The organism is Pseudidiomarina sp. CB1, from assembly GCF_024752025.1.
Lineage (GTDB): Bacteria > Pseudomonadota > Gammaproteobacteria > Enterobacterales > Alteromonadaceae > Pseudidiomarina.
Genome location: NZ_JANTPU010000001.1, coordinates 1,564,898 through 1,590,209, shown reverse-complemented (window position 1 = coordinate 1,590,209; position 25,312 = coordinate 1,564,898). Strand labels below are relative to the sequence as shown.

The 25,312-nt window shown below is 50.2% G+C and carries 28 protein-coding genes; 17 read left to right on the top strand and 11 right to left on the bottom strand.

The genetic code is table 11. The features are described from left to right. The first annotated feature begins 9 nt into the window (after positions 1-9). From ftsY to NV375_RS07610, 5 genes are all read left to right on the top strand, one after another. Positions 10-1,341, top strand: coding sequence for a signal recognition particle-docking protein FtsY (gene ftsY / locus NV375_RS07630; protein WP_258807568.1), 1,332 nt, complete (start codon positions 10-12; stop codon positions 1,339-1,341). Further along, positions 1,338-2,015 carry a cell division ATP-binding protein FtsE gene (ftsE, locus tag NV375_RS07625; protein ID WP_126771913.1) on the top strand — a complete coding sequence of 226 codons (678 nt, stop codon included), beginning with the start codon at positions 1,338-1,340 and terminating at the stop codon, positions 2,013-2,015. Before ftsY ends, ftsE begins: the two co-directional genes overlap by 4 nt. Then, complete coding sequence (gene ftsX / locus NV375_RS07620) at positions 2,012-2,992, top strand: permease-like cell division protein FtsX (protein WP_258807567.1); 981 nt, start codon at positions 2,012-2,014, stop codon at positions 2,990-2,992. Before ftsE ends, ftsX begins: the two co-directional genes overlap by 4 nt. A 164-nt stretch (positions 2,993-3,156) precedes the next feature. Then, positions 3,157-4,023, top strand: coding sequence for an RNA polymerase sigma factor RpoH (gene rpoH / locus NV375_RS07615; protein WP_126771909.1), 867 nt, complete (start codon positions 3,157-3,159; stop codon positions 4,021-4,023). A 3-nt stretch (positions 4,024-4,026) separates the two neighbouring features. After that, positions 4,027-4,278 (top strand): YkgJ family cysteine cluster protein, encoded by a 252-nt coding sequence (locus NV375_RS07610; RefSeq protein ID WP_258239757.1) that lies wholly within the window; start codon positions 4,027-4,029, stop codon positions 4,276-4,278. On the opposite strand, the gene NV375_RS07605 is transcribed toward NV375_RS07610, so the two are convergent. The 3 genes from NV375_RS07605 to gpmI are packed head-to-tail and all read right to left on the bottom strand — an operon-like array spanning position 4,279 to position 7,721. Further along, complete coding sequence (locus tag NV375_RS07605; RefSeq protein WP_258807566.1) at positions 4,279-5,031, bottom strand: divergent polysaccharide deacetylase family protein; 753 nt, start codon at positions 5,029-5,031, stop codon at positions 4,279-4,281. Next, on the bottom strand, positions 5,032-6,192 hold the full coding sequence (locus tag NV375_RS07600; RefSeq protein ID WP_258807565.1) for a murein hydrolase activator EnvC: 1,161 nt from the start codon (positions 6,190-6,192) through the stop codon (positions 5,032-5,034). Then, entirely contained in the window at positions 6,189-7,721 is a 1,533-nt protein-coding gene (gpmI, locus tag NV375_RS07595; RefSeq protein ID WP_258807564.1) for a 2,3-bisphosphoglycerate-independent phosphoglycerate mutase, read from the bottom strand. Before gpmI ends, NV375_RS07600 begins: the two co-directional genes overlap by 4 nt. Before the next feature lie 176 nt (positions 7,722-7,897). Between gpmI and NV375_RS07590 the strand changes: the two genes are divergently transcribed. The 3 genes from NV375_RS07590 to gpsA are packed head-to-tail and all read left to right on the top strand — an operon-like array spanning position 7,898 to position 9,884. Then, positions 7,898-8,326, top strand: coding sequence for a rhodanese-like domain-containing protein (locus NV375_RS07590; RefSeq protein WP_258807563.1), 429 nt, complete (start codon positions 7,898-7,900; stop codon positions 8,324-8,326). A 35-nt stretch (positions 8,327-8,361) separates the two neighbouring features. Next, positions 8,362-8,859 carry a protein-export chaperone SecB gene (secB, locus tag NV375_RS07585; protein WP_126771898.1) on the top strand — a complete coding sequence of 166 codons (498 nt, stop codon included), beginning with the start codon at positions 8,362-8,364 and terminating at the stop codon, positions 8,857-8,859. 23 nt (positions 8,860-8,882) lie between these two features. Next, entirely contained in the window at positions 8,883-9,884 is a 1,002-nt protein-coding gene (gpsA, locus tag NV375_RS07580; protein WP_258807562.1) for an NAD(P)H-dependent glycerol-3-phosphate dehydrogenase, read from the top strand. On the opposite strand, the gene slmA is transcribed toward gpsA, so the two are convergent. Continuing rightward, on the bottom strand, positions 9,876-10,457 hold the full coding sequence (gene slmA / locus NV375_RS07575) for a nucleoid occlusion factor SlmA (protein ID WP_126771894.1): 582 nt from the start codon (positions 10,455-10,457) through the stop codon (positions 9,876-9,878). The genes gpsA and slmA overlap by 9 nt on opposite strands. Beyond that, entirely contained in the window at positions 10,457-11,698 is a 1,242-nt protein-coding gene (gene coaBC, locus NV375_RS07570) for a bifunctional phosphopantothenoylcysteine decarboxylase/phosphopantothenate--cysteine ligase CoaBC (RefSeq protein ID WP_258807561.1), read from the bottom strand. Before coaBC ends, slmA begins: the two co-directional genes overlap by 1 nt. Positions 11,699-11,835: 137 nt before the next feature. On the opposite strand from coaBC, the gene NV375_RS07565 reads away from it, so the two are divergent. The 4 genes from NV375_RS07565 to rpmG all read left to right on the top strand — a co-directional run bounded on the left by NV375_RS07565 (position 11,836) and on the right by rpmG (position 13,462). Further along, positions 11,836-12,117, top strand: a complete 282-nt coding sequence (locus NV375_RS07565; protein ID WP_258807559.1) for a hypothetical protein — start codon at positions 11,836-11,838, stop codon at positions 12,115-12,117. Between the two features lie 104 nt (positions 12,118-12,221). Then, positions 12,222-12,899 (top strand): DNA repair protein RadC, encoded by a 678-nt coding sequence (gene radC / locus NV375_RS07560; protein ID WP_258239763.1) that lies wholly within the window; start codon positions 12,222-12,224, stop codon positions 12,897-12,899. Positions 12,900-13,058: 159 nt separating this feature from the next. Continuing rightward, entirely contained in the window at positions 13,059-13,295 is a 237-nt protein-coding gene (gene rpmB, locus NV375_RS07555; RefSeq protein ID WP_126833229.1) for a 50S ribosomal protein L28, read from the top strand. Between the two features lie 11 nt (positions 13,296-13,306). Further along, the gene (rpmG, locus tag NV375_RS07550; protein ID WP_126771887.1) at positions 13,307-13,462 is read left to right on the top strand and encodes a 50S ribosomal protein L33; all 156 of its coding nucleotides are present in this window, start codon (positions 13,307-13,309) and stop codon (positions 13,460-13,462) included. A 70-nt stretch (positions 13,463-13,532) separates the two neighbouring features. Here rpmG and NV375_RS07545 read toward each other — a convergent pair whose 3' ends face one another. Continuing rightward, the gene (locus tag NV375_RS07545) at positions 13,533-14,189 is read right to left on the bottom strand and encodes a 2OG-Fe(II) oxygenase (RefSeq protein WP_258807558.1); all 657 of its coding nucleotides are present in this window, start codon (positions 14,187-14,189) and stop codon (positions 13,533-13,535) included. 67 nt (positions 14,190-14,256) lie between these two features. Between NV375_RS07545 and mutM the strand changes: the two genes are divergently transcribed. Next, positions 14,257-15,072 (top strand): bifunctional DNA-formamidopyrimidine glycosylase/DNA-(apurinic or apyrimidinic site) lyase, encoded by an 816-nt coding sequence (gene mutM / locus NV375_RS07540; RefSeq protein ID WP_258807557.1) that lies wholly within the window; start codon positions 14,257-14,259, stop codon positions 15,070-15,072. Here mutM and bioH read toward each other — a convergent pair. Then, positions 15,063-15,851, bottom strand: coding sequence for a pimeloyl-ACP methyl ester esterase BioH (gene bioH / locus NV375_RS07535; RefSeq protein ID WP_258807556.1), 789 nt, complete (start codon positions 15,849-15,851; stop codon positions 15,063-15,065). The two genes, mutM and bioH, sit on opposite strands and share 10 nt — an antisense overlap. 31 nt (positions 15,852-15,882) lie before the next feature. Between bioH and NV375_RS07530 the strand changes: the two genes are divergently transcribed. Next, on the top strand, positions 15,883-16,581 hold the full coding sequence (locus NV375_RS07530) for a ComF family protein (RefSeq protein ID WP_258807555.1): 699 nt from the start codon (positions 15,883-15,885) through the stop codon (positions 16,579-16,581). Here the strand turns inward: NV375_RS07530 and NV375_RS07525 are convergent. Further along, the gene (locus NV375_RS07525) at positions 16,578-19,190 is read right to left on the bottom strand and encodes a M14 family metallopeptidase (protein WP_258807554.1); all 2,613 of its coding nucleotides are present in this window, start codon (positions 19,188-19,190) and stop codon (positions 16,578-16,580) included. The two genes, NV375_RS07530 and NV375_RS07525, sit on opposite strands and share 4 nt — an antisense overlap. 144 nt (positions 19,191-19,334) lie before the next feature. Between NV375_RS07525 and nfuA the strand changes: the two genes are divergently transcribed. Both nfuA and NV375_RS07515 read left to right on the top strand, forming a co-directional pair. Continuing rightward, positions 19,335-19,913, top strand: a complete 579-nt coding sequence (gene nfuA / locus NV375_RS07520) for a Fe-S biogenesis protein NfuA (protein WP_258807553.1) — start codon at positions 19,335-19,337, stop codon at positions 19,911-19,913. A gap of 78 nt (positions 19,914-19,991) precedes the next feature. Further along, positions 19,992-21,386 (top strand): DUF4397 domain-containing protein, encoded by a 1,395-nt coding sequence (locus NV375_RS07515; protein ID WP_258807552.1) that lies wholly within the window; start codon positions 19,992-19,994, stop codon positions 21,384-21,386. Here NV375_RS07515 and NV375_RS07510 read toward each other — a convergent pair. Beyond that, on the bottom strand, positions 21,354-22,670 hold the full coding sequence (locus tag NV375_RS07510; RefSeq protein ID WP_258807551.1) for an MATE family efflux transporter: 1,317 nt from the start codon (positions 22,668-22,670) through the stop codon (positions 21,354-21,356). The genes NV375_RS07515 and NV375_RS07510 overlap by 33 nt on opposite strands. 16 nt (positions 22,671-22,686) lie before the next feature. Here NV375_RS07510 and NV375_RS07505 point away from each other — a divergent pair, with 16 nt between their 5' ends. Next, positions 22,687-23,757, top strand: a complete 1,071-nt coding sequence (locus tag NV375_RS07505) for a polysaccharide deacetylase family protein (RefSeq protein WP_258807550.1) — start codon at positions 22,687-22,689, stop codon at positions 23,755-23,757. Here the strand turns inward: NV375_RS07505 and NV375_RS07500 are convergent. Continuing rightward, positions 23,754-24,377 (bottom strand): SCO family protein, encoded by a 624-nt coding sequence (locus NV375_RS07500; RefSeq protein WP_258807549.1) that lies wholly within the window; start codon positions 24,375-24,377, stop codon positions 23,754-23,756. The two genes, NV375_RS07505 and NV375_RS07500, sit on opposite strands and share 4 nt — an antisense overlap. 23 nt (positions 24,378-24,400) lie before the next feature. Further along, the gene (gene cyoE / locus NV375_RS07495) at positions 24,401-25,309 is read right to left on the bottom strand and encodes a heme o synthase (RefSeq protein WP_258807548.1); all 909 of its coding nucleotides are present in this window, start codon (positions 25,307-25,309) and stop codon (positions 24,401-24,403) included. Between the last annotated feature and the right edge of the window lie 3 nt (positions 25,310-25,312).

The window sequence follows — 25,312 nt, the reverse complement described above, 5'->3', positions numbered from 1 at the left end:
AAACAAGGCATGGCTAAAGGATCATTTTTTTCGCGTTTGTTCAAAAAAGACAAAGACGAAACGCAGCAGGACAAAAGCGAGCAGCAAGCTGAGCTAGAGAAGCAAGCAGAACAAACGCCGCCGGAGCCAGAGCCATTCGTTAATGAGGCGCCCGTTAACGAAGCCATCCCAGATGATGTTTCGCCAGAAACAGTTGATGAGATTGATGAACATAAAGCAGTATCTCAAGATGCGTCGGCTGCACCGGAACAACCCTCAGTCGCTGAGGTGGTGGCGCCTGATGCGACCGAGATTTGTGCCCAGGTGACAGCTGAAAGTGCTGCGGGTACGCCGTTACCCCAACCGGAGCCAGAGCCAGAACGGCAGCCGACAAAAGAGCAGTCGAAGCCAAGTCTGTGGAAGCGCCTAACGAGCGGACTTAAAAAGACCTCAACGGCGATTGGCGACGGCCTATGGGGCATCTTTAAAGATAAAAAAATCGATGATGAGCTGTTTGAGGAGCTCGAGACCCAGTTACTTACGGCTGATATTGGCGTGCCAACGACCATGCGTATTGTGGAACGTTTAACCGAACAAGCAGATCGCCGCCAGCTCAAAGATGCTGAAACGCTGTATCAGTTGCTGCAAGATGATATGGTCGAGATACTCAAAGAAGTCGAACAACCGCTAGAATTGCCGCAAAACGCAGAAGGCCCTTATGTGATTTTGATGGTCGGCGTGAACGGTGTCGGTAAAACCACCACTATTGGTAAGCTAGCGCAACAATTCCGTCAGCAAGGTAAGTCAGTGATGTTGGCCGCCGGCGATACGTTCCGTGCTGCTGCCGTTGAGCAGTTACAAGTATGGGGCGAGCGCAACGCTATACCGGTGGTTGCTCAGCATACCGGTGCAGATAGTGCTTCGGTTATCTATGATGCAGTCGCAGCGGCCAAGGCGCGCAATGTCGATGTACTTATTGCTGACACTGCAGGGCGTTTGCAGAACAAAGCGCATTTAATGGACGAGTTGAAGAAAGTCGTTCGCGTGATGAAAAAACTTGATGAAAACGCACCCCATGAAGTGATGTTAACGCTCGATGCGGGAACCGGTCAGAATGCCATTAGCCAAGCAAAACTGTTTACTGAGGCGGTAGGCGTGAGTGGCATCACGTTGACGAAGCTCGATGGCACCGCTAAAGGTGGGGTGATTTTCGCAATTGCTGACCAATTTAATATCCCGATTCGTTATATTGGCGTGGGCGAAGGTATCGATGACTTGCGTCCATTCGAGGCGAAGCCATTTGTGCAAGCTTTGTTCCAAAGAGCTATTGAGGAATCAAAAGAGGAGCCGCAGGGCGAATGATTCAATTTGAGCAAGTCAGTAAAGTCTATGCCGGTGGTTTTCAAGCGTTAAAAAACGTGAGTTTTTCGCTTGAAGCGGGTGAAATGGCGTTTTTAACCGGCCATTCAGGGGCAGGTAAAAGTACTGTACTTAAGCTCATCAGCTTAATGGAGCGGCCGACGACTGGGCGTGTGCTCATTAACGGGCATGATTTAAAACGTATTAAGCGCAATCAAATTGCTTACGCTCGCCGTGATATTGGCATGATCTTCCAGGACCATCGCCTGCTGATGGACCGCACCGTTTTTGACAATGTTGCGTTGCCTTTGTTGATCGAAGGCTACAGCATGAGCGAAGCACGTAAACGCGTGCAAGCTGCGCTCGAGAAAGTCGGCTTAGGCGATAAACTCCGCCACTATCCCATGATGCTCTCCGGTGGTGAACAGCAGCGGGTCGGGATTGCTCGCGCAGTGGTAAACAAGCCACCGCTTCTGTTGGCTGATGAACCCACCGGTAACCTCGACCCGAAACTGTCAGCTGAAATCATCAAATTATTTGAAGAGTTTAATCGGGTTGGCGTTTCTGTGCTCATTGCGACCCACGATTTAAGTCTCATTGCACGCATGCGTTATCGTACGCTGACCTTGAAAGAAGGCCGTATGATTGATGATGGCCTAGCGGAGGAGTCCGCATGAGTGTGCTTTTTCGCGCGCGTCAGCAAGGCGCTCAACAGGTAAAGATTTCTGCATGGCGGCGTTTTGTGACGTTTTGGCTTCACCATGCCCAACAATGTATTGGAAGCTTAGGCGAACTGGCGCGTTATCCTTTTGCATCGTTGATGACCATGGCGGTGCTTGGACTTAGCTTGACCTTGCCAGCGACGCTGTACGTGATTGTGAAAAACACCGACAGTGTGGGGGCAAACTTTCAGCAGGCTTCTGAAATAACAGTCTTTTTAAGGCAGGATTTGAATCAACAACAAGTTTCGACGTTTGCCAAGCGTATCGAACTCAATGAAGCGGTTGCGCAGACGAGGCTTATTGATAAAGCGACTGCCTTGGCTGAATTCCGTGAACGTTCTGGCTTTGGTGAGGCGCTTGAAACTCTTGATAGCAATCCATTACCCGACGTATTACTTGTTACGCCGCAAGAAGAGCATCGCTCGCCGGCCGCAGCTGAAGCTTTGCTACAAGAGTTAAAGCAACAGCGAGAAGTCGATGAGGCTCGGCTCGATGTCGGTTGGTTACAACGTTTTCAAGCGATTGTCCAACTCGTTCGTGATGGCTTTCTCGGACTTGCACTATTGCTCTGTATTGCGGTGGTACTGATTGTTGGCAACACCATTCGTTTGAATATCAGCAGCAAACGCGATGAAATCATGGTGATGAAGCTTGTCGGCGCGACTGACGCCTACATTCAGCGACCTTTTCTCTACACCGGTTTGTGGTATGGAATTGTCGGCGGGGTGATCACTTGGTTAGCAACCGCTGCATTATTGTGGTGGTTGAGTGGGGCGGTGCGTGATATTGCTGATCTTTACGATAGCCAATTTCGTTTAACAGGGCTCAATCTGGCTGAAATGGGCGTGATTTGGGCGTTAGCTATAGGTTTGGGCCTGTTAGGATCGCACATTGCTGTAAGAAAACATGTCAGAGCTATTGAACCCCAGTAAAATAGCCCCATGTAAGTAACAAGATGATCACGAGGATCCCATTGTCAGCAGCGTCAGATTTGCTAGAATGAGGGAACTTTTCAGGCTAAAAAGAGTCTGAATCGGTGACTACAAAGAACGCAATCCAGAGTCGGTAGTTACCAGCAAAGAGAGGATGTTGTTGCATGAGCACTGAAATGACAAACATGGCATTAGCAGTACCGCAAAGCGGCGGAAGCCTTGAGGCTTACATTTCGTCGGTCAACCGCATTCCTATGCTTACAGCTGAAGAAGAACACAGTTTGGCAGTACGGTTAACTGAAGAAAATGATTTAGAAGCTGCTCGCCAGCTCATCATGTCGCATTTACGCTTCGTGGTGCATGTGGCGCGTAGTTATTCAGGTTATGGCCTGCCACAGGCTGATCTGATTCAAGAAGGTAACATCGGCCTAATGAAAGCCGTGCGTCGCTTCGACCCATCGGTTGGCGTACGCTTGGTGTCATTTGCCGTGCATTGGATCAAAGCTGAAATTCACGAGTATGTGCTGAAGAACTGGCGTACTGTGAAAATTGCGACCACCAAAGCACAGCGCAAGCTATTCTTTAATTTGCGTAAAATGAAGAAACGTTTAGGTTGGTTTACGCAAGAAGAAGTCAATAACGTTGCGGAAACGCTTGGTGTAAGCACGTCTGAAGTCATGGAAATGGAAGCGCGTATGAGCGCTCATGACCAAGCGTTTGAGCTTAGCTCTGATGATGACGATGCGCGCGAAGGCTCAACTTATTCGCCAGCGCAATATCTTGAAGATAAGCGCTCAGATTTAGCTGAAGAAGTTGAACAAGAGCAATACCAAGCTTACACGCAACAGCGTTTGCTATCAGCGATCAAGACCCTTGATGAGCGTAGCCAAGATATCGTACGCGCACGTTGGTTAGACGAAGAGAACAAGACGACGTTGCAAGAACTTGCTGACAAGTATGAAGTCTCTGCTGAACGTGTACGCCAACTTGAAGCGAATGCGATGAAGAAGTTACGCATGGCCATGGCATAGGCCGTGGAATGCCGTGTCGGTTGCGGTGCATGTTGCATTGCACCGTCGATTAGCTCGCCAATACCAGGAATGCCAGCCGGGAAACCAGCTGGCATTCGTTGTATTCACCTTACCGAAAATAACCTCTGTGGTATCTTTCATCATCCCGATCGGCCAAAGGTTTGCGCGGACTTTACTGCGGAACGTTCGGTATGCGGTTCAACTCGCAAAGAAGCCTTGATCTTACTGACCCAGCTGGAACAAGAAACCTCTTAGTTATTCCTCGAGTAATTCTGAAAAGTAAACAAATTCGAAGTTATCTACGTGCTGGTCGTTAAGCTGCTGTAAAAATGCCAAGGTCGTAGCATAGGGGTGGCCAATAACAACGGCATAGCCTTGGCTTTTGGCTATATATTCAACTTGTTGCCATTGCTGAGCGATGGCTGCGGGGCTAGGGTCATTGTCTAAAAAAACGTGGCGACGGTTACTGGGCACACCAAGTTTGCGCGCAGTGGCTTCGGCAACAGTTGCCACACTCGTGCGGCTGTCGAGAAAGTACATTTGTCGCTGCTTAAGCTCATGCATAAGCCAAGACATTTGTGCCTCTTCGGCCGTCATCAGGCTACCTTGATGATTGTTCAGCCCACTAGCTTGCGGAAGACGTGAAAACGCAGCACTGAGGGTAGCAATGAACTGTGCTTTAGTGTCCTGAATATCGAGCACTTCTTGGGCTTGCTGAGGCAAAGATTCGGGTTGCATGGGCATGTGGATCATAATTTCATGCCCTGCTTTGGTTGCCGCTGCAGCTAATTCCTCGGCCTTTCGGCTAAACGGCATGATAGCAAGAGTTAATGGGTACTTTAGCGCAACAAAGGCGTGGTTGTCGGCGTGGTGGCCTAAGTCATCGATGACGATTGCAATGCGTGGTTTTGCCTGCGGTAATTCTACTGGTGGCGTCGCTGTTGTTGCTTCTTTAGCGGTTGCCATGGGCAAGTTCAACAGCAGCAAAAAGACAAGACTACGGTTCATCTAACGCATCCATTGGGTCGGGTTAACAGGGTCACCTTTAACACGGATTTCAAAATACAAAGCTGGGCTTTCGCGGCCACCACTTTGCCCGACGCGGGCAATTTCCTCACCGCGGCGGACCACCTCACCAACGTTGGGTAATATCGTCTGATTATGGCCGTACAAACTCATATAGCCGTCACCGTGATCGAGGACCAAGAGCAGACCAAAACCCCGCATCCAATTGGCATAAATGACGCGGCCGTCGGCGATAGCTTTAATTGGGGTGCCTTCGCTGGCGTCAATAAGAATACCTTTCCATTTCACCCCACCACTTCGGGAGCGACCAAAAATGCGTTGTACGCTTCCTTGAGCAGGCCAGCTTAGCTGTCCCTTCAAGCGTGTTAAACCGTTCAGTTGCGGCTCGTCCCGCAACGCCGCAATGATCGCCGTAAGGACTTCTTCTAACTCACGCTGATCTTGCTCAAGTTGGGCGATGCGACTTTGATCTTGGCGCTGTTCTTGGTTGAGCCGTCTTACCAGCTTTTGTTGCTCAGTCTTTTGCGTTTCGAGTTGTTTACGTTGTTGCTCCTGCGTTGCTTTTTGCTGCGCAAGCGCCTGTTGCTCGCTGGTGACCTGTGCCGTGACTTGCGCCAGTTCGCGCTGGGTCGCTTTAAGTGCATCAAGCTTTGCTAAGCGCGCACGATTAAAGTAGCCGTAATAGCCGTGTAAACGCTCGAATTCGGCAGGTTCTTCTTGGTTGAGAATAAGCTTTAATAAATCATGCTCACCGATGCGGTAGGCCATATCGACTTGCTTTGCAAGCCATTGTTGTTGCTCCGCTTGTTCGTCACGAAGCTGTCTTTGTTGTTGTTCTAAATTGTTTATGCGTTGCTGAGTGCGCCGCAAAGCATCGTCGAGTTCGGCAAGCTCACTGGCAACTGCGGCAATTTTTTTATCAAGCTGTTGCACTTGTCGCTCGGTCGTACTGAGCTCACGGGCACGCTGTTGCATCGCCGCCTGGCGCCGTTCAAGTTCGCGCGCGATAGCGTCAATACGCGCCTGCGTTTCAGCCGCGCTTTCTTGACTGGCACCTTGGCTGGAATTTTGCCATGCATGGCTCGCCACCGCGGGAAGGAGCAGTAAAGCAATGAGCAACGCACGCATGGCTAGCTTCATCATTTCAGCGTGACGATGGGTGTACCGGTCATTTCTTCCGGCTGTTTGATATCAAGCAGGTGCAACATGGTTGGTGCCACATCTGAGAGGGTGCCACCATCACGCGCATTCGCATCTCGTCCAACATAAATAAACGGCACCAATTCGCTGGTGTGAGCGGTGTGTGATTGGCCTGTATTGTGGTCTTGCATTTGCTCAGCGTTGCCGTGATCGGCAGTAATCAAGCATTCACCGCCAACCTTGCGGAGCGCTTCAATGACTCGTCCAATCGAGCGGTCGACAGCCTCGACGGCTTTCACCGCCGCGTCAAAATTACCGGTATGGCCGACCATATCACCGTTCGGGTAGTTGCAAATAATCACGTCTTGCTGGCCGCTTTCTATCGCCGCAATGAGTTTATCGGTCAGCTCCTCGCTACTCATTTCTGGCTGTAAGTCATATGTAGCCACTTGCGGTGAAGGAACAAGCACGCGTGTTTCACCGTCAAACTCTTGCTCACGACCACCGCTAAAGAAAAAGGTCACATGCGCATACTTTTCAGTCTCTGAAATACGGAGTTGCGTATAACCTTGCTTCGCAAGCCACTCGCCAAGTACGTTATTCAACTCTTCTGGAGGAAAAGCGACCTGGCTGTGGATATCTTTAGCGTATTCGGTCAACGACACAAAAGCCGAAAGCTTTGGCCGGCGAGATTGGATAAAACCGTCGAAGCCCTCCGTTATAAAAGCATGGCTTAGCTCGCGTGCGCGGTCGGCACGAAAATTCATGAATACCACACTGTCACCGTCTTGAATTGGTGCAGCATCACCAATGCGCGTAGGCTTCACAAATTCATCACTTTCATCGCGTTCGTAAGCTTGTGCTAGGCCAACTCCTGCGCTATCCGCTTGAAAAGGTGCTTCGCCTTCAACAATCACTTGCCAAGCTTGTTCGACACGATCCCAGCGTTTATCACGATCCATAGCGTAATAACGGCCGCATAGGCTCGCGAAACGACCCACACCGAGCTTACTGAACAATTGTTCGAAGCGCTCGATGGATGGTTTAGCCGAACGTGGAGGGGTGTCACGACCATCTAAAAAAGCGTGTACGTAGATGCGCTTCACGCCACGTTGCGCAGCGAGCTCGACCATGGCCAGCAGGTGGTCCTCGTGGCTGTGCACGCCACCTGGCGAGAGCAGTCCCATAATGTGAACGGCGCCATCATTGGCACGCGCGGCATCGACAGCATCGGTGAGGACATGATTGGTAAAAAATTCACCATCGGCGATGGCTTTGCTGATACGGGTGAAATCTTGGTACACAACACGGCCTGCTCCAAGGTTAACATGGCCCACCTCCGAGTTTCCCATCTGTCCGTCGGGTAACCCTACCGCCATACCGGAACCATCCACCAAGGTGTGCGGATAACGCTGCCATAAGGCATCCATATTCGGTGTGTTAGCGGCAGCGATTGCATTGTCCGCTGCTGCTTCACGGTGGCCCCAACCGTCAAGAATTAAAAGGGCTAAGGGAGTATGCGGCTTCGCCATGAAACATCCTCGAAGTTGCTTGCTTTTAGGTTGTGCTTGATAAGTCATTAGTTTATGCGATTTTCTGCCGCAACGCACCCGCTGTCGGTCGAAATGCCGCCAAATTTTACTGGTAACTGACATTTCAGACGGTATACTCTTGTGCTTGATTTTTTCAGTAGGAGTAGTGAATAACCATGGATCAACTTCTTGCTTTTGCCGCCGACCACTATTTGATGAGTATCTTATGGGTGGTTTTGTTGATTGCGATTATTGTCTCTTATGTTTCTGCAGCCACTTCGAAAGTGAAAGTATTGTCAGCACAGGAAGCGACGTTGTTGGTGAATCGTAATGACGGCGTGTTTGTCGATATCCGCTCGGTAGACGAGTATCGTAAAGCTCACATCCATGGTGCCATTAATCTACCTGCTGAGCGGATCCGGAAAAATGACACGGCTGCACTTGATAAATATAAATCCGCCCCCATCGTGGTGGTATGTGCAACCGGCATGACCGCAAAAGCAGCTGCTCAGCAGCTCACTAAAGCGGGCTATGAAAACGTTGCCTTATTACAAGGTGGAATCTCTGCCTGGCAGGGCGCAAGTTTTCCGCTCGTTAAAAAATAATTTGTCTTTTCGTATAGTTAATAGGAAGTATAACCATGGCTGATGAACAGCAAGTAAACGGCGCCGCTCAAGACGAAGCGCAACAGCAACAAGCATTTGCAATCCAACGTATCTACACTAAAGACGTTTCTTTTGAATCGCCAAATGCACCAGATATTTTCCGTAAAGAATGGCAGCCAGAGCTGAACCTTGATCTGAACGTGAAAAACAACAAGCTCGAAGATAATACGTATGAAGTTGTGTTGAAAATCACTGCAACCAACAAGGTTGGTGATGATGTTGCATTCTTGGCTGAAGTTCATCAGGCGGGTATTTTCACTATTGCTGATTCAATCGAAGAAGCTCAGCGTGCTCAGCTACTAGGTGCTTTCTGCCCGAACATCTTGTTCCCGTATGCGCGTGAGTGCTTGTCTAGCCTAGTAAGCCGTGCAACGTTCCCACAATTGAACCTTGCTCCGGTTAATTTTGACGCAGTATTTGCACAGCACATGCAACAGCGTCAGCAGCAAGCAGCTGAACAAGCAGACGCATAAGTTAGCTGGTTCGTAAACCACTAATGAAAAATACTCAAGTGACAGTGCTAGGCGCCGGTTCTTATGGAACTGCCCTAGCACTTTGTTTTGCGCGCAACGGAAGCCCAGTATGTTTGTGGGGGCGCGACGCTGAACAAGTTCAGTTGATGGCGAAGGAACGCGAAAATCATCGTTATTTGCCGGGTATCAAGCTCCCCGATACTTTGCAGGTTACCAGTGACCTTGCAACCGCGGTCGAAGATGCGCGTAACATTGTTGTGGTTGTGCCTAGTGGTGGTTTTGCCGAGGTACTACAAGAGATTAAGCCGCTGATACGCCGTGATGCACGAGTAGCTTGGGCGACCAAGGGCCTAGAGCCTGGCACAGGCCGCTTGCTATTCGAAGTTGCAGAGGAAATTTTAGGCCACGAGCACGCGCTAGCAGTTCTTTCCGGACCGACCTTTGCAATGGAAATGGCGAAAGGCTTGCCCACTGCAATTTCAATGTCGTCGACAGACCCTGCATTTGTCCAAGAGCTTTCCGACCTATTGCATTGCGATCGTAGCTTCAGAGTGTATACCAATGACGACTTTATTGGTGTACAGCTCGGTGGCGTTGTCAAGAATGTGATCGCCATCGGAGCGGGGATGGCCGATGGTATCGGCTTTGGCGCCAACGCGCGGACAGCACTGATCACCCGCGGTCTTGCTGAGCTGACACGGCTGGGTTTGAAGCTTGGCGCAAAGCCGGAAACCTTTACCGGTATGGCGGGCCTTGGTGACCTGATTTTAACCTGTACGGATAATCAATCGCGCAATCGGCGTTTCGGTTTAGCGCTCGGACAGGGCAAGAGTGTCGATGAAGCAATGCAGTCGATCGGTCAAGCGGTTGAGGGTTATCGTAATACCAAAGAAGTTGTCATGTTGGCGCGACGTAATGACGTAGAAATGCCAATTTGCGAGCAGATCTACGATGTGCTTTATGGGGATACCACGCCACAGCAGGCTGCGATGAACCTGCTGAGCCGCGCGAAAACGTCAGAGTAATTGGTGTGCAATGGTTTGCCATTGCGCATCAAATTCAAGCGTTGGCTTAAGCTTAAATTCGGAACGAACGAACTGCGCAATTTTACCATCGGCATAAGCCATCAGTAGGTTTGCAAGAACCGCCTCATCTAGTCGGCTTTGTACGTTTTCACGCATACGCCGCTCACGTAGTGCCTGCTTTATATTTGATTCAATTTTTGTGAACAGATTTTGCACCCGTGAACGCAAGCGCTCGTGTTCACCCATCAATGCATCACCGGTCAATACCCGTGTAATTCCTGGATTCCGCTCGATAAAGGTGAGCACCACTCGCAGCATCATTTCACAGCGTACCAAAGTGTCCTTTTCGACTTCCATGACCTGATTGATGCGGCTCAAAACTGCCTCTTCAGTGAATTCGATCAAGCCTTCAAACATACGGGCTTTAGAGGGAAAGTGGCGATACAATGCTGCCTCTGATACCCCCAGTTCCGCGGCTAAACTTTTGGTGGTGATACGCTGGCCAGGACTCGTTTCTAACATGTGCGCTAGCGTCGCGAGGATCTGCTCTTTGCGATTCGGTTTGGTGGTCATTAGTGTTTTCTCTCTCCGTATAATTCACTCACTTTACGCAAGATGGCTTCCGCTATTCTTAATTTTGGTGCGCGCGTGAGTTCTTGTTGTTGTAGCGTACCTTGAGTGTCTTGCCAAAACAGTGTCATCGCATTGCTGTCACTGTGAAAACCTATGCTGCGGTCACTCACATCATTGGCCGCAATTAAGGCGAGCTTTTTGCGCTTGAGCTTGTCAGCTGCATAGTGAGCGACATCGTTGGTTTCAGCTGCAAAGCCCACGCACATTGGGGGATTATCACGGGCTGCGATGGTGGCCAAGATGTCGGGATTCTTAACCAGCTCGAGTTGCATGTTGTCTGTATTTTTCTTGATCTTGTCTGGCGCAATTGAAGCAAGTCGATAATCAGCGACGGCAGCACACGCAATAAAAACGTTGGCATCAGCGACGCGTTGCTCAACCGCTTCTAGCATCTCTTGCGCACTTTCGACGGACACTAAAGTTACCCCTGGGGGGGCTGGCAACTGGGTTGGTCCGCTGACCAACGTCACCTTCGCGCCTAGTCGACGTGCTTGTGCTGCTAGGGCATAACCCATCTTGCCGGAACTGTGGTTACTCAAATAACGAACTGGGTCGATGGCCTCGCGTGTTGGTCCGGCCGTTAGTAGCAGGTGCAGCCCTTGTAAGGGCGCGTCGGCGGGGGCCAGAAGGTTGACGACTGCATCGCGTAATGCCAAAGGCTCGGGCATACGTCCCGCGCCTACGTCGCCGCAGGCTTGCGAACCACTTTCTGGTTCAACCACGTGGATGCCGAGTGCATGTAATCGATTCATGTTGTCTTGGACTGCTGGGGCCGACCACATTTGTTGATTCATGGCCGGAGCAACCATAATCGGCGCAGTGGTTGCTAAGCAAAGTGTGCTTAATAAGTCGTCGGCTAGGCCGTGCGCCAAACGAGCTAAAGTATTGGCACTTGCTGGCGCAATTAAAATGACATCAGCCCATTTGGCCAGCTCGATATGCCCCATGGCCGCTTCTGCCGATGGGTCAAGCAAGTCATCATGCACTGGATGCCCCGACACTGCCTGCAAGCTCAAAGGCGTGATGAAGGCATGTGCGCCTTTGGTCATCACAACTCGCACGATAGCACCTACTTCACGCAGGCGACGCACAAGGTCGGGACTTTTGTAGGCAGCGATGCCTCCGCTCACAGCCACCAATACATGGCGACCAGATAGCGCTGTAGAAAGGCTTTCAGTCATAGTGAGTCCTTACGTAATCTTTACGCGTAAAGATACCACGAGCGAGGCAAAAGATGCGAATCAAAATAAATGTAAAAAACTTGTTTATTTTTCCGGGCGGTGCTAATGTCAGAAGCCTTATGACTTTGGAGGTAGCTATGAAATATTATGTACTAGTGACTTTTGCTGCATTCTTGTTGGCGGGATGTGCATCAAACGGCGACTCGGAGCTGCAAGCCAGCGCAGAAGAAGTAGGTACAGCTGAAGAGGTGATGGCTGGCGAAAAGAAATATTTCTGCAGTTCAGAACATGTGGTGGGTACCAACTTCAAACGTCGCCGTTGCCGGACTAAAGCGGAAATCGAAGAAGAGCGTGAGGTTGCGCAAAGAGAGCTTTCTGGAATGCAACGCAGTGGCATGACTGCGCCGGTTGATAACTAAAATGAAGTAGTGCAAAACGCACAAAAAGAGATGATTGCCATCGCAAAGAGCCACCGTTAGAGTGGCTTTTTTGTTTTCAGGACATAGAAGTTCAAGGAGGAACTGTGGCGACGGTGAAACAGTGGCCGGTAGGCGAACGCCCGCGCGAAAAACTGGCGGAAATGGGTGTCACTGCTTTGAGTGATGCTGAATTATTAGCGATTCTGTTGGGTACTGGTGTGCGTGGTAAAGATGTTGTCACCTATGCCCGCGACTTGATGGCCGAATACGACGGGATTGGTGGCTTGCTTGCTGCCCCGGCCGAGAACCTTCTACAACAACAAGGCATGGGCCCAGCAAGGGTCATGCAGTTGCAGGTCGTGATGGAAATATCGCGTCGCTACCTTGCTTGGCAGCTTCGCCGCGATGATGGCTTTACGCAGCCGTCGATGGTGCGCGATTATTTAACGTCGCAACTGCGGCACCAACAGCGAGAAGTCTTCGTGGTATTGCTATTAGATAGTCAGCACCGATTATTGAAATACGTCGAGCTATTTCATGGCACGATCAATGCAGCGCCGGTGTACCCGCGCGAAATTATAAAATTAGTCATGCAGTTTAACGCTGCAGCGGTGATTTTAGCCCATAATCATCCATCGGGAGTGGCAGAACCTAGCCAAGCAGATCAAAGAGTCACTGAACGGTTAAAGAAAGCACTTTCAATGATCGATGTTGCGCTATTGGATCACTTTGTAATAGGCAGCGGACAGCCAGTTTCGTTTGCCGAACGCGGGCTGTTGTAGTAGAGTAGCGCCACCATCCGAATGATCAGAAAAGATCAAAAAAAAGCGTCGATCACTTGATTACCGAGCCGGTTTACTGTATAAAATGCGCCCTCGGATTCAAGGCAAGGCCGCGATGGGCGACAGGCGAGCTTGAAGCAATTTTTGGAGTAAAAAACGATGTCACGAGTATGTCAAGTTACAGGAAAGCGTCCGGTTACCGGTAATAACCGTTCTCACGCGCGCAATGCGACCAAGCGTCGTTTCCTGCCGAACCTACAATCTCACCGCTTCTGGGTAGAATCAGAAAAGCGTTGGGTGAAACTGCGTATCTCTACTAAGGGTATGCGTATTATCGATAAAAACGGTATCGACACTGTGCTTGCAGATTTGCGCGCACGTGGCGAGAAAGTGTAAGGAGCTGAACCATGCGCGATAAGATCCGTCTAGTTTCTTCTGCCGGTACTGGTTTCTTCTACACTACCGACAAAAACAAACGCAACATGCCAGAAAAATTCGAGATCAAAAAGTTTGATCCAGTGATTCGTAAGCATGTCATGTTCAAAGAAGCGAAGATCAAGTAATTCGTTTTTTGAACAGAATGCGTTAAAAACCCAGCTTCGGCTGGGTTTTTTGTTTGTGCATAATGCTTAGTTACGAGGTGGGGTCGACGAGGCCACCGATACTTGCATTTAAACGATACCAGCCGGTAATACTAAAACGGTCTCGCGCGCCTTTGAGCACTTCATGTATAAAGACATCACTGAGAAACACGACTAACTTACCAGCCTCGGGTAATACGGTTTCAAGAACCTGCCCTTCGTCGCCATAAATAACTAACTGCCCGCCATCAGCGTCATGCCATTCGGGATTTAAATAAAACACCGTGGTAAGAATTCGGTTGCTACGCCCTTTAAACGCATCAAGATGCTTACGGTAAAATGCTCCGGGGGGATAGTGCGCAAGGTGGCACTCATAATCAAATAAGCCCATGAACAATTCGCGGTTTAGCTGCGCACGAAGCTGATCCATCATCGTTAGGTAAGCGTTTTCAAGTGGCTGCTGAGTAGTTAACCAACGTATCTTATCCTGCCGAACAGCGGTGTTGGTGGTGTAGTTATCAGCACGCCCGATGCCGGCTTGTTGCCATGCCTGTTGAGGTAACTGCTGAGCGTACTGAAACAGCTCTAAACATTGGGAGCGCGGGAGAAAATTCGATACAATCACGTAACCCTGCTCTGCCAAGCGGTCGATATCAATTGCTTCGGTGGCGAAGTCATCGGCCTCAAGTTGAGCATCATGTTGGGTCATGGGTATGGAGCCTCTGAAATTTCGGCGGAATATAATGAACCTCGAGCATAAATACAAGAGAAATTAAATGCCAGAATTACCGGAAGTTGAAGTCAGTCGAATGGGCATTGCCCCCCATTTAGAGGGGCAGCAAATAGCCCAAGCAGTGGTGCGCGATAAACGGCTGCGCTGGCCTATTCCAGATGCGGTTGCCAATTTCGCTGGGGCCTTCATCAAGCAAGTGGAACGTCGCGCCAAGTACCTTATTTTGCACACCGACAAAGGCTATCTTATTTTGCATTTGGGAATGTCTGGTAAGCTTCGCGTGGTACCGAGTGAAAGTTTGGTGGTGAAGCATGATCATTTCGACCTCCAACTCACCAATGGTCAATGTCTGCGTTTTAATGATCCACGCCGTTTCGGCTGTGTACTCATGAGTGCGACGCATCCTGGCGTTGATCACCCTCTGTTACGTGACTTAGGGCCGGAACCACTGACCGAAAGCTTTACCGCTGACTACCTTCACCGTCAATCGCGAGGTAAGCAGCAATCGATTAAAACCTTCATTATGGATAACCACGTGGTCGTCGGTGTTGGCAATATTTACGCGAATGAATCGCTGTTCAAAGCTGGCATTCACCCCAAGCGCGCGGCAGGGAAAGTGAGCTTGGCACGTTATCAAAAACTGGTGCCAATTATTAAGGAAATTTTAACCGCTGCGATTGCGCAAGGCGGCACAACCTTGCAAGACTTCACCCAAGCAGATGGCAGCCCCGGCTACTTTAAACAGCACCTTAATGTCTATGGTCGTGGCGGCAAGCAGTGTATGGTGTGCAAAAGCTTACTCAAGGAAATCCGCTTAGGCCAGCGTAGCACGGTTTATTGCGCTACTTGTCAACGTTGACCGATGGTGCTGAAAAACGCTAGCCAAGCCGCCATAAAGCCTTCCGGATCACTGATGAACGGCGCATGGCTACAATGCGGGGCGCAATAGCTCTGACTGCCTGGAGCAAGTTGTGATACTTGCTCGTCAACGCGGGCAGGCACCAAAGCATCAAGACGGCCATACATGCGAAAGTAGGGCATATTGATGTGCCGAAGTTGCGGTCGTAGATCAACCTGAGCCAACATATCCAATCCAGCATCTAACACGTCAACATTTGCCATGGGTTTACTAAATAGCCATTCTTTGATGGCTTTAACATCCGCTTTGGCATGCGGACTCCCCAGCGATTGCAGGGCTAAAAAGCGCTCCACGGTACGCCGAAAGTCTTTGCTCAGTTGCTTACCAAATTGCTGCAAAATGTTGGGCTCGATGCCTGGCCAATCGGGCTCTTCAGCCGGAAAATAGGGGGATGACGCGACGGTTGTTAAACTGTGAAAACGCTCAGGTGCTTGGAGTGCCAGCTCGGTTGCCACTAAACCACCAAGCGACCAGCCGATGAGGTGCGAGCGTTCGGGTAGTGCCGCAAGGGTTAGCTCGCAGAGCTTGGTGAAAGTGATAGCTTCGCCTGTTGGCCAAGGCGACTCCCCGTACCCTGGTAGGTCTAGTCGGGTTAAGCGGCCGTGCTGACTAAGTTGCGATACGATGGGCGTCCAGATATTCCCATTCAAGCCCCAGCCATGAAGTACAACAATATCTTCTCCGGTCCCACAGACGTCACGCCAAACCTGATCTACCATTACCTGTCCTAACTCGCTCAAGGAGGAGCTAATGGTAACTTTCCGTAACCTTTTTGCCAAGCTACCCGTCGGTGGTTGCTGGCTGTGTTTGATGCCATTGAAGGCCACTGAGCACCATGGCTTTTGTCGTGCATGCTTCACTGACTTACCACGGTTACCTCCCGCTTGTTTGCATTGGCGTGGCGACCGTCGGGCGCAAAGCTATGGGCGACATTGGTTTGCGGCATTAGCGTGGCAAGCGGAGAGTAAACGATTAGTGCAGCAGTTTAAGTTTCAACGTGCACCCGAGTTAGTACGTTGGCTAGCACCATTAATGTCCGCTCATCTGATCGCATGCTACCAGAAGTATCAGTTACCATGGCCGGATCTGGTCGTGGCCATGCCGATGACGCGCAAGCGCTGGCAACACCGCGGTTATAATCAAGCTGGACTCTTGGCACGTGCCATAGGAACCCAATTGCAGATACCCTATGGCGTTGGGTTGTTAAGGCGTCTGCGCGATGAAGCGAAGCAACACAAGTTAAGTCGTCAGCAGCGCTGGCAGAGTATGCAAAATGCGATGCATTGTACGCGCGATGTGAGCGGTTTAACCGTAGCTGTGGTTGATGATGTTCTGACCAGCGGCGCTTCGGTCACCGCCGCCGCTGCGGCATTGCAGCGGCGTGGTGCAAAGACGGTTGACGCATGGACGCTATGCTATACCGAGCCCCATGCGGCAGGTCGTCTTTAATGGCTTTCTTCGTTGGCCTCCGCTGCAGCTGCTGCAGCGTCCTCATCACTTTGCGCATAGGCGTCAATCGCCGGCGCTAGGTAGATGGCGTTGCTCAGCAACTTGGCGGTGCCCCAGAAAAACGCGCGGAAGTTCATGTCATCGGCAAAACCAATCACACGGCCACCACCAAAGCGGTGTGCGACGATAGCGGCTTTCTGGCTGATGACTTCACGGTTTTCTTTGGCAGCATAACCGCTGAGTAGTGGTTCTTCCTGATAGCGGGCCACGGTAATGAATGGCGACTCCGGGATCTCCATTGCATTTAGACTGTCTTTGAAGACAGGTAATTTAGTGCGTGGAAAGCCGAATGTTAACGGATGACTTAAGTCGAGCTCAGCACCAAAAATGGCACCAGCGACTCGGCGTTTACCGTAGTAACTATCGCGATCAGCATAGCTTAGGCTGCTACTATCAAATTTCTCGTCGAAAGCATCGCTAGCAACGAATTTCGCCGCTAACAGTTCTTTTTCAGCAAGCCATTTTGCGCCGCCTTGTTGACCGATAACGGTACCACCGGCACGAACCCAATCACGCAGACGTGAAACACTTCTGTCATTCAGTGAACGGTAGCTACCGTCGACCAGTAAGATATGGGTGTAACGTTTTAGGTCCACACGGTTGAAGCGATCAGTGTCGATCATTGATAGCGGAATATTGACGTGACGGTCAAGGTAATACCACGCCTCGCCGTTCTCATACATATTGGCACCATCGCCGACCAACATCATAACGCTTACGGGCTCGACAGGACGCAAATTGCGACTGCCTAAATCCATTCCCTTAGGCGTTAGGCCAGAGCTGATACTGTGCAGCGTAATACCATTGCGGGTCGCAATTTCTAAGAGCTGTTGTTGAACCTCTTGCCATGGCTGTTCTTGATAGGCTTTGGTGATCACCACAGCACCTGGTGCGAATTGGTGTTGGCCTTCGCTTACCTTAGCGGTGAAACCTTGCGCTGCTTGGCGTACGTGAATGTCTGCAGCTAAGAGCTCTTGCAACGCCCGTGGCGCAAAGTAGCTATGCCAATCAAAGCCATAAGCATAAGCATCGGCGGCTAAGTTGATTGCTGGCGCGTCGGCAGCTTGCCACGTTTGCTCACTGTAACGCACACGGCTGTCGGTAGCAGCAAATTCGACATTGAATGCTAACGGTAGGGTCCAACCTGAAACATCATAGAAAGTGTTGTCGAGGAAGCTCTGTTGAGTGCTAAAAATGGCCCGAATTAAGCGGTATTGGGGTTGTTCAAGAGGCACGTAATAGCTTGAACCTGGTTTAAACGTTACACCGTTTTCGTTAACGTCAGAGGTGAGCGGATAAACTTGAATTTCGTGCTGCGCTAGAATTTCCAGCATTCCTTCTAGACGCGCAGGGTCAGTACTATCGCCAAAGACATAGCCATTAAAGTCAGCGTCGTCGGCGAGCTCTAAACCACTATCGAAAAAGCGTTGCTGGTAGTCGAGAAACGCGGCTTTGTTGGCGTGCGCGCCATACATAGTGGTTAGTGACGTCGTGAACTGATTTTGGATTGTGAACGGGAATTCGACGAGGCCATTGATCGAGTCTTGTGCATGACCACGACTTGATGCCTGCTCAAATAGAATTCCGACGGCTCCTTGGACGTCAGGATAGGTCGAACCCTTACCTACGTAAAAATCATCGAAGGCTTCTTCGGTAAAGTACAAGCGGCCTTGTTCATCAAGCGCGGCGGCATGCCCTTCGGCAAGCTTAGCTGTTAGCGTCACATTTTCTTCTGGGGTATTTGGATTACGCCGTGTTGGAATCCCTGGCTGGAAGAAAAAGGTGCTATTCGTTCCCATCTCGTGGAAGTCAGTGAGTACATTTGGCTTCCATTTTTGAAAGTTCGCGATACGTGCACGTGACTCTGGGTGTTGTAGCAACAACCAATCACGGTTTAAGTCAAACCAGTAGTGGTTAACGCGCCCGCGTGGCGTACCTTGCACATGTTCGCGATGTTGTGGGTCGCTGACTAAGTTTTGACTGCGATGTTGATTAGCCCATTGGGCGAAACGCGCAAGTCCATCAGGGTTTAAGCTTGGATCAAGCAGAATGATCGTATCACGCAACACGGCTTCAATTTTTTCGCCTTGCGCTGCAGCAAGATAATACGCGTACAGAAGCGCCGCATTACTACCACTCGGTTCATCACCATGGATGCTATAACCCATGTAAAGTACAAGTGGTGCTGTTTCAGGATCACCTTGACGGGCGGGGTCCGCAATCGCAGTGTGTGCATCGCGCAAGGTATCGATGTTGGCATGATTTTCTGGAGTGGTGACGGTCAGTAGGAGTAATGGCCGTTGTTCGTGGGTACGACCGGTGACCTCGATACTGAAGCGATCGCTTTTTTCTGCGAGAACTTCCATGTAACGAACGAGTTGGTCATGGCGAACATGCCACTCGCCGACTTCATAACCTAAAATTTCCTTTGGCGTCGGAATAGCTGGGTCGTAAGTTACATCGGTCGGCAGGTAATCTTTTAACGCGGCACCAAAGGCGCTCGTAGACGTAAAGAGTAGCACTGCTGCAAACATCTTGAGCAATCGCATAATTCTTTCCTAAATGATTGAAACACCGCTCTAAGCTAGCAAAAGACGCGCTGTAGCCCAAGCTGCTTACTATGCAATGACCGATTTTTGCGATAAGATATACCTTACTAAAACACTCAAGTATAGCAGTGAGGTGGTAACCCCATGATTCGTATTACTGAAAGCGCTCAAGCGCATTTTCGCAAATTGCTTGCCGAACAACCGGATAACACGAATATCCGTGTGTTTGTGGTGAACCCGGGGACGCCGTCAGCCGAGTGTGGCGTTTCCTATTGTCCGCCTGACTCCGTTGAGCCAGATGATGAAACCTTGCCGTTTAGCGGCTTTGATGCGGTCGTAGACTCAGGAAGTGCACCGTTTTTACAAGACGCAGTCATTGACTTTGAAGAGCAAGAGCTAGGTTCACAACTAACGTTAAAAGCGCCTAACGCGAAAGCGAAAAAGGTCGATGACGATGCGCCATTGATTGAACGCGTCGAATATGTGATTCAAGCGGAGATCAATCCGCAACTTGCGAGTCACGGTGGTCGTGTTGCAATCAATCAAATCACTGATGACGGTTTCGCGATACTGCAGTTTGGCGGTGGTTGTAACGGTTGTAGCATGGTAGATGTGACCCTCAAAGAGGGTATTGAAAAAGAGCTTCTACAGCGCTTCCCAGAAGAGTTAAAAGGTGTGAAAGACGTCACTGAGCACCAACACGGTGAACACTCTTATTATTAACAACTGATGAAAAAGTGATCCCAATCATTTTATTCCTGCGTATGTGCAATTTGCCTATAACACAACGAGGAACAAACTATGAATGGGATCACAAAACTTAGTATACCCGTCGTGGCGGTGTTCATGCTAACAGCTTGTGGCAGCGATAGTAACGACCCTGATCCGGTTGTTGATATTCCATCGCCACCCCCTCAATCTACTTACGTCCGCGTTCACCATAGTGTTGCGGATGCCCCAGATGTAAATGTTTTAGTTGATGGTAATGCGGCGCTGGAAGGCGTTCCGTTTGGTGCATCTTCTGGTGTGCTAGAACTCGATGAAGGTTCCTACAGCCTGCAAGTCGACGGTATTCTTGCCGATGGTTCAACCGCTACCGTCATTGGTCCAGCAGATGTCAATCTCGGTGAAAACCTACGTTACGAAGTTTTTGCAGTCGGCAAAGTCGGAGATGGCTCGATTGAACCACTGATTTTCGCCAACGAGTTCGGTGACGTTACTGCGGGCAATGCCCGTGTTGAAGTCGTCCATGCAGCTCCCGATGCGCCTTTGGTTGATATCTATGTAACTGCGCCTGGTGCTGACTTATCAGCCGAAGCGGCACTTACCACGCTCGCGTTCATGGATAATTCAGGGCAAGTAGAAGTACCTGCTGATGATTACCAAGTACGCATTACTGTGGCTGGTGAGCCCGCGTCGGTGGTTTACGATAGCGGTTCCATCACTTTGCCTGATGGCGCTGATTTAGTGGTTGCTGCAGTGGCTAACACCATGACCGGTAGCTCGCCAGTGATGCTACAGGTTGCCGATGGTGAAGGGGCTACTCTGCTACCAGACGTTAACGCTGGCGCTGATATTCGCGTGGTACATGCAAGTGCTGATGCACCAGCTGTCGACGTTGCGGTGAATAATGCTGCACCAGCGATCACCAACCTCGCATTTACCGAAGCGACTGGCTTTATTAACCTTCCCGCCGATGACTACGTGGTTGATGTTAACGTTGCTGGCGGTGCTACTGTACTCGACGATGTCCCACTAAGTTTAGCGACGAGTGATAAGCTCAGCGTGTATGCAGTTGGTGCGGTCGCTGACGGCTCGCTGACTTTAGCGGCAGTGACTGAAATGCAACGTCGTATTGCGACGGAAGCGCAAATCCAATTAGTTCATGCTTCACCAAGTGCAGGTAATGTCGATATCTACGTAACCGCAACTGATGACATCAGTACGGCTGATCCAGCGTTTACCGATATTCCTTTTAACGCAGAAGGTCTGGTGTCTACTGGCTATGTATCGTTAATGCCAGGTGACTATGTGGTCACGGTGACCGCGACAGGCACTAAAACAGCCGCGATTGGTCCAGTACCGTTGACGCTTGAAGGTGGTGGCATCTACACCGCAGCAGCAGTTGATGCAACGGGCGGCGGTTTACCACCCGGTCTAATCTTACTCGATGATTTGGCGCCTGCGGGCGAGTAAGAAGAGCCATTGACTGACGCCTCTGGCTAGCAAAAAGGCACTCAATGCCAACCACAAGCCGTGGTTGGCATTTTCTTTTGCGAGCACGTTCTGCCCTAACCACCAAGCCGGAACAAAAACGCCGATTGCGCTAATCAGCATGGTGTCGCGCATCGCGTGTGTCCAACCAAGGCCAATGTAGACACCGTCGAAGTAATAGCTCCAATGCCCTAGCAATGGGAGTATAACGATCCAAGGTAAGTAACGATGTGCGGTATCAATAACATCAGGAAGGTCGGTTAAAGCACCGATAATCGCTGCTCCTGACAAGGCAAACGTAATGCTGTAAAGACAGGCAAAAATAATTGACCAAATAAGTGTCAGACGCAGCCAATAATTTACTTCCGCTTTACGTCGTCGTCCCACCGCTGCTCCGGCGAGTGCTTCTACCGCGTAAGCAATGCCATCCAAGCCGAGCGAGATGAGCATTAAGAACTGCATCAATACTGCATTCACGGCCACGTAAAGGTCACCGAAACGGGCTGCGTAACCGGTCATGGTGGCCATGCAGAGTTGTAGCACTAGAGAGCGGATAAATACGTCGCGGTTCATCCCAAAAAAGCGCGTAAAGTAGGCCGTCTGCAGCTGCCAACTTTTCTTCACTTGTAGTAGGTGGCGTAACATGAACAGCCCAAGCGCAGCGGTACTTACCTCTGCGGCTACTGAAGCCCAAGCTGCCCCTTCGACATTGATTCCAAGGCCAATAATCAATATGACATCGGCGACGACATTCACGGCGTTGGTAAAAATCACCAACAACATGGCTTGGCGGCTTTGTTGACGACCAAGTAGTATCCCTAGCACGACTAAATTGATTAAAGCCGCTGGCGCGGCCCATAAACGAATTGAAATATACTCGGTGGCATAATCACGTAATTGCGTGCTCGGCTGGACTAACCAAAAAGCTAAGTCGAGTAACCAAGGTTTGGCCAACATGATGAGTAGACCGAGAAGCAATGCAAAACTGAGGGCGTGCATGCTGATCTGACGTTGTTGTGCGACGTCTTTGCGGCCAAATGCCCGCGCAATTTCACCTGTAGTGGTCATCCGCAAGAATACCGCGAGTAAAAAGATGAAACTGACAATCATGGCGCCAAGTGCAACCGCGCTCAGGTAGATTGAATCAGGCAGATGCCCTATGATGGCGGTATCAACAAGGCCTAACAATGGTGCGGCAATATTAGAAATGATCATCGGTAATGCGATGGCAAAAATCTTTTGATGCGCCGGCCATGTTCCCCACATTTTTCGGAGGTCGACAATGCGATTCGTGTTTATGCTGTGTGTCTTGGTCATAGCTGTTGCGGTAGTTCCCTTACAAGCGAAAGAGGCGTCTGCAGAGCACGGCGTTGTGGTTTTGCAGTATCATCATATTGGCGATGATACACCGCGTGTGACTTCGGTAACAGCCGCAGAATTAGAAGCCCATTTTGAGTACCTGAAGGAACACGACTACCGTGTGGTTTCTTTGGCGCAAGCCGATGAAATCGTGCAGTCAGGAGAGGTTCCGGATAAGCTCGTGGCGATCACCTTTGATGACGGCTGGCGCAATATCTACGCCAACGGCTTAGAGCTATTTAAACGGTATCGCTACCCATTCACCATTTTCGTTAACCCGAAATTAATGGCTGAAACGCCGCAGTTGTATATGACGTGGGCACAACTTCAGGAGTTAGAGCAATATGGTGCCAGTATTGCGAATCATTCGAACAACCATGAGCATATGACTTGGCGGCGCGTAGACGAAAGCGAAGCAGAATGGTTAGCACGCCAAGAGCAAGACATTCTGGCTGCCCAACAAGCGCTTGAACAAGGCATGGGGAGCAAACAGCCGCGTCACTTTGCGTATCCTTACGGCGAATACAATCCGAGCTTGGCGAAGTTACTTGAAGAGCATGAATTCCTAGCTTTCGGCCAACACAGTGGCACATGGGGTAAGTATAGCTTGCGTACACAAGTGCCAAGGTTCCCGGCTTCAGCTCAGTACGCCAACCTAAAAACGCTAGCAACAAAAATAGCGAGTCTGGCTTTGCCGGTTGTTAAGGTGACACCGGAGAACATGGTGCTCAGTAAAGCTACCGATAGCCTTACAGTGAGTTTTGAAGTGAAGCATAAGGACGACTATCGACCGACCCAAATGAACTGCTTCTATCAAGGCAAGCAACTGCAGCCTCAGTGGCAGAATGTTACCGCGCGACTGACACTTACCGACATACCTATCGGCCGTTCACGGGTCAATTGCACGGTGCCTAGCCTAAGCCAAAGTGGGCGTTTTTATTGGTATTCGGTGCCGTTGGTGCGCCCCAACGAGCAGGGGCGCTGGCCGGATTAGTTGTATTGTTGGGTGATCAACTGGAAATCTTGTACCATCTGATCCATATCAACGGTCGGTAGCTGCCCAGCATCGTGGCTGGCCTTAAAAATGGCATGCCGCTCACCGTCTGGATTGACGAGGACAATAGCGGAACTGTGGTTAACGAGATAATCCGTTTCACCCTCACTCGGAATGGAGTACATCAAACCCAAGCCGTTGACGAACGGATACAGGTTTTTGTGTTCCGCGCGCACACCTAGGAATTCTTTACCGAAATAAGTGTTGTAGTCGGAGAGTTTCTGTAGTGTATCCCGTTTGGGGTCGACACTGATCATCCAAACACGCACTGGACGTTCAGTAAACGACGTTAACTGCGGCATGAACTTGCGCAAATCAGCCATGGTTGTCGGGCAAATATCAGGACACGAAGTATAGCCGGTGAACAAGAAGGTCCATTGCCCGGTCAAGTCAGCATTACTAAGTTGTGAACCATTGTGGCCCTCAAGCATAAAGGGTTCGAGTGCACGCGGAGGGTTATAAACCAGAGCTTGAGGTTGTGGTTTTGGCAGGCTATTAAAAATAACAACCCCAGCAACGAGAGCGATAATAGCAACAACCGAGACTAATAATTTTTGCATTCCGAAAACCTCTTATCCTTTTGCTAGCCCGTCAGCTGGAGCGCTGGGGTAGCAACATAGTGGTCTACTAACAATAGCACAAACAAAGCCATTAGCTGCCAAATTGAAAAGGTAAACATGCGATAAGCCGTGTGCTTTTTCGGGGCAAACTTTAGCTTCCAAGCATAGACTAAAAACCAAATGCTCAGGACGCTTGAACCAATCAGGTAAATTAAACCCGACATGCCGACAATATAGGGAAGTAGACAGATGATCGCGAGCAAAATGGTGTAGAGCAAAATACAGGTTTTGGTAAATTCAATGCCATGCGTAACCGGTAACATTGGAATTTCGGCTTTGGCATAATCTTTTGCTCGGTGCACAGCAAGCGCCCAAAAATGGGGAGGTGTCCAAGTAAAGACGATCATAACCAGCAAAATTGCGTGCGGATGAATGTCATTGGTCACTGCGGTCCAACCAAGCAACGGTGGCGCTGCCCCGGCTAAGCCGCCGATGACGATGTTTTGCGGCGTCGCACGCTTTAGATACATGGTGTAAACGATAGCGTAACCAACGAGACTGGCGAAAGTGAGCCAAGCTGTGAGCATGTTGACCCATAGCGCTAACACAATGAACCCGAGTGTCCCGATGACGGCAGCAAAAGCGAGCACATGGCGTGGTGACAAATGACCCGACGGTAATGGACGGCGTAGCGTACGCGCCATACGAGCATCAATGTGGCGGTCGACGAGGTGGTTGACTGCGGCTGCGGAGCCTGACATTAAACCAATACCTACCATCGCCGGCAGCACAATTTCCCATCCCACCCAAGTTGGGCTGGCGAGACAAATGCCAACTAATGCCGTTAACAGCAGCAATAGCACTACTCGTGGCTTGGTGAGTTCTAAATAGTCACGCCAGTTAGCGTGACGCTTATACGTCATCTCGGTCATACA

Bases quoted from the DNA above. Each gene is read 5' to 3' on its own strand.
- NV375_RS07530 (WP_258807555.1), top strand. From the start codon at position 15,883: ATGGTAACTTTCCGTAACCTTTTTGCCAAGCTACCCGTCGGTGGTTGC.
- NV375_RS07605 (WP_258807566.1), bottom strand. From the start codon at position 5,031: ATGAACCGTAGTCTTGTCTTTTTGCTGCTGTTGAACTTGCCCATGGCA.
- rpmB (WP_126833229.1), top strand. From the start codon at position 13,059: ATGTCACGAGTATGTCAAGTTACAGGAAAGCGTCCGGTTACCGGTAAT.
- NV375_RS07510 (WP_258807551.1), bottom strand. From the start codon at position 22,670: ATGTGGGGAACATGGCCGGCGCATCAAAAGATTTTTGCCATCGCATTA.
- gpsA (WP_258807562.1), top strand. From the start codon at position 8,883: ATGAAAAATACTCAAGTGACAGTGCTAGGCGCCGGTTCTTATGGAACT.
- NV375_RS07525 (WP_258807554.1), bottom strand. From the start codon at position 19,190: ATGCGATTGCTCAAGATGTTTGCAGCAGTGCTACTCTTTACGTCTACG.
- gpmI (WP_258807564.1), bottom strand. From the start codon at position 7,721: ATGGCGAAGCCGCATACTCCCTTAGCCCTTTTAATTCTTGACGGTTGG.
- NV375_RS07590 (WP_258807563.1), top strand. From the start codon at position 7,898: ATGGATCAACTTCTTGCTTTTGCCGCCGACCACTATTTGATGAGTATC.
- NV375_RS07545 (WP_258807558.1), bottom strand. From the start codon at position 14,189: ATGACCCAACATGATGCTCAACTTGAGGCCGATGACTTCGCCACCGAA.
- rpmG (WP_126771887.1), top strand. From the start codon at position 13,307: ATGCGCGATAAGATCCGTCTAGTTTCTTCTGCCGGTACTGGTTTCTTC.
- slmA (WP_126771894.1), bottom strand. From the start codon at position 10,457: ATGACCACCAAACCGAATCGCAAAGAGCAGATCCTCGCGACGCTAGCG.
- ftsY (WP_258807568.1), top strand. From the start codon at position 10: ATGGCTAAAGGATCATTTTTTTCGCGTTTGTTCAAAAAAGACAAAGAC.
- cyoE (WP_258807548.1), bottom strand. From the start codon at position 25,309: ATGACCGAGATGACGTATAAGCGTCACGCTAACTGGCGTGACTATTTA.
- NV375_RS07565 (WP_258807559.1), top strand. From the start codon at position 11,836: ATGAAATATTATGTACTAGTGACTTTTGCTGCATTCTTGTTGGCGGGA.
- coaBC (WP_258807561.1), bottom strand. From the start codon at position 11,698: ATGACTGAAAGCCTTTCTACAGCGCTATCTGGTCGCCATGTATTGGTG.
- ftsX (WP_258807567.1), top strand. From the start codon at position 2,012: ATGAGTGTGCTTTTTCGCGCGCGTCAGCAAGGCGCTCAACAGGTAAAG.
- NV375_RS07505 (WP_258807550.1), top strand. From the start codon at position 22,687: ATGCGATTCGTGTTTATGCTGTGTGTCTTGGTCATAGCTGTTGCGGTA.
- secB (WP_126771898.1), top strand. From the start codon at position 8,362: ATGGCTGATGAACAGCAAGTAAACGGCGCCGCTCAAGACGAAGCGCAA.
- rpoH (WP_126771909.1), top strand. From the start codon at position 3,157: ATGAGCACTGAAATGACAAACATGGCATTAGCAGTACCGCAAAGCGGC.
- bioH (WP_258807556.1), bottom strand. From the start codon at position 15,851: ATGGTAGATCAGGTTTGGCGTGACGTCTGTGGGACCGGAGAAGATATT.
- NV375_RS07600 (WP_258807565.1), bottom strand. From the start codon at position 6,192: ATGATGAAGCTAGCCATGCGTGCGTTGCTCATTGCTTTACTGCTCCTT.
- NV375_RS07500 (WP_258807549.1), bottom strand. From the start codon at position 24,377: ATGCAAAAATTATTAGTCTCGGTTGTTGCTATTATCGCTCTCGTTGCT.
- NV375_RS07515 (WP_258807552.1), top strand. From the start codon at position 19,992: ATGAATGGGATCACAAAACTTAGTATACCCGTCGTGGCGGTGTTCATG.
- mutM (WP_258807557.1), top strand. From the start codon at position 14,257: ATGCCAGAATTACCGGAAGTTGAAGTCAGTCGAATGGGCATTGCCCCC.
- ftsE (WP_126771913.1), top strand. From the start codon at position 1,338: ATGATTCAATTTGAGCAAGTCAGTAAAGTCTATGCCGGTGGTTTTCAA.
- nfuA (WP_258807553.1), top strand. From the start codon at position 19,335: ATGATTCGTATTACTGAAAGCGCTCAAGCGCATTTTCGCAAATTGCTT.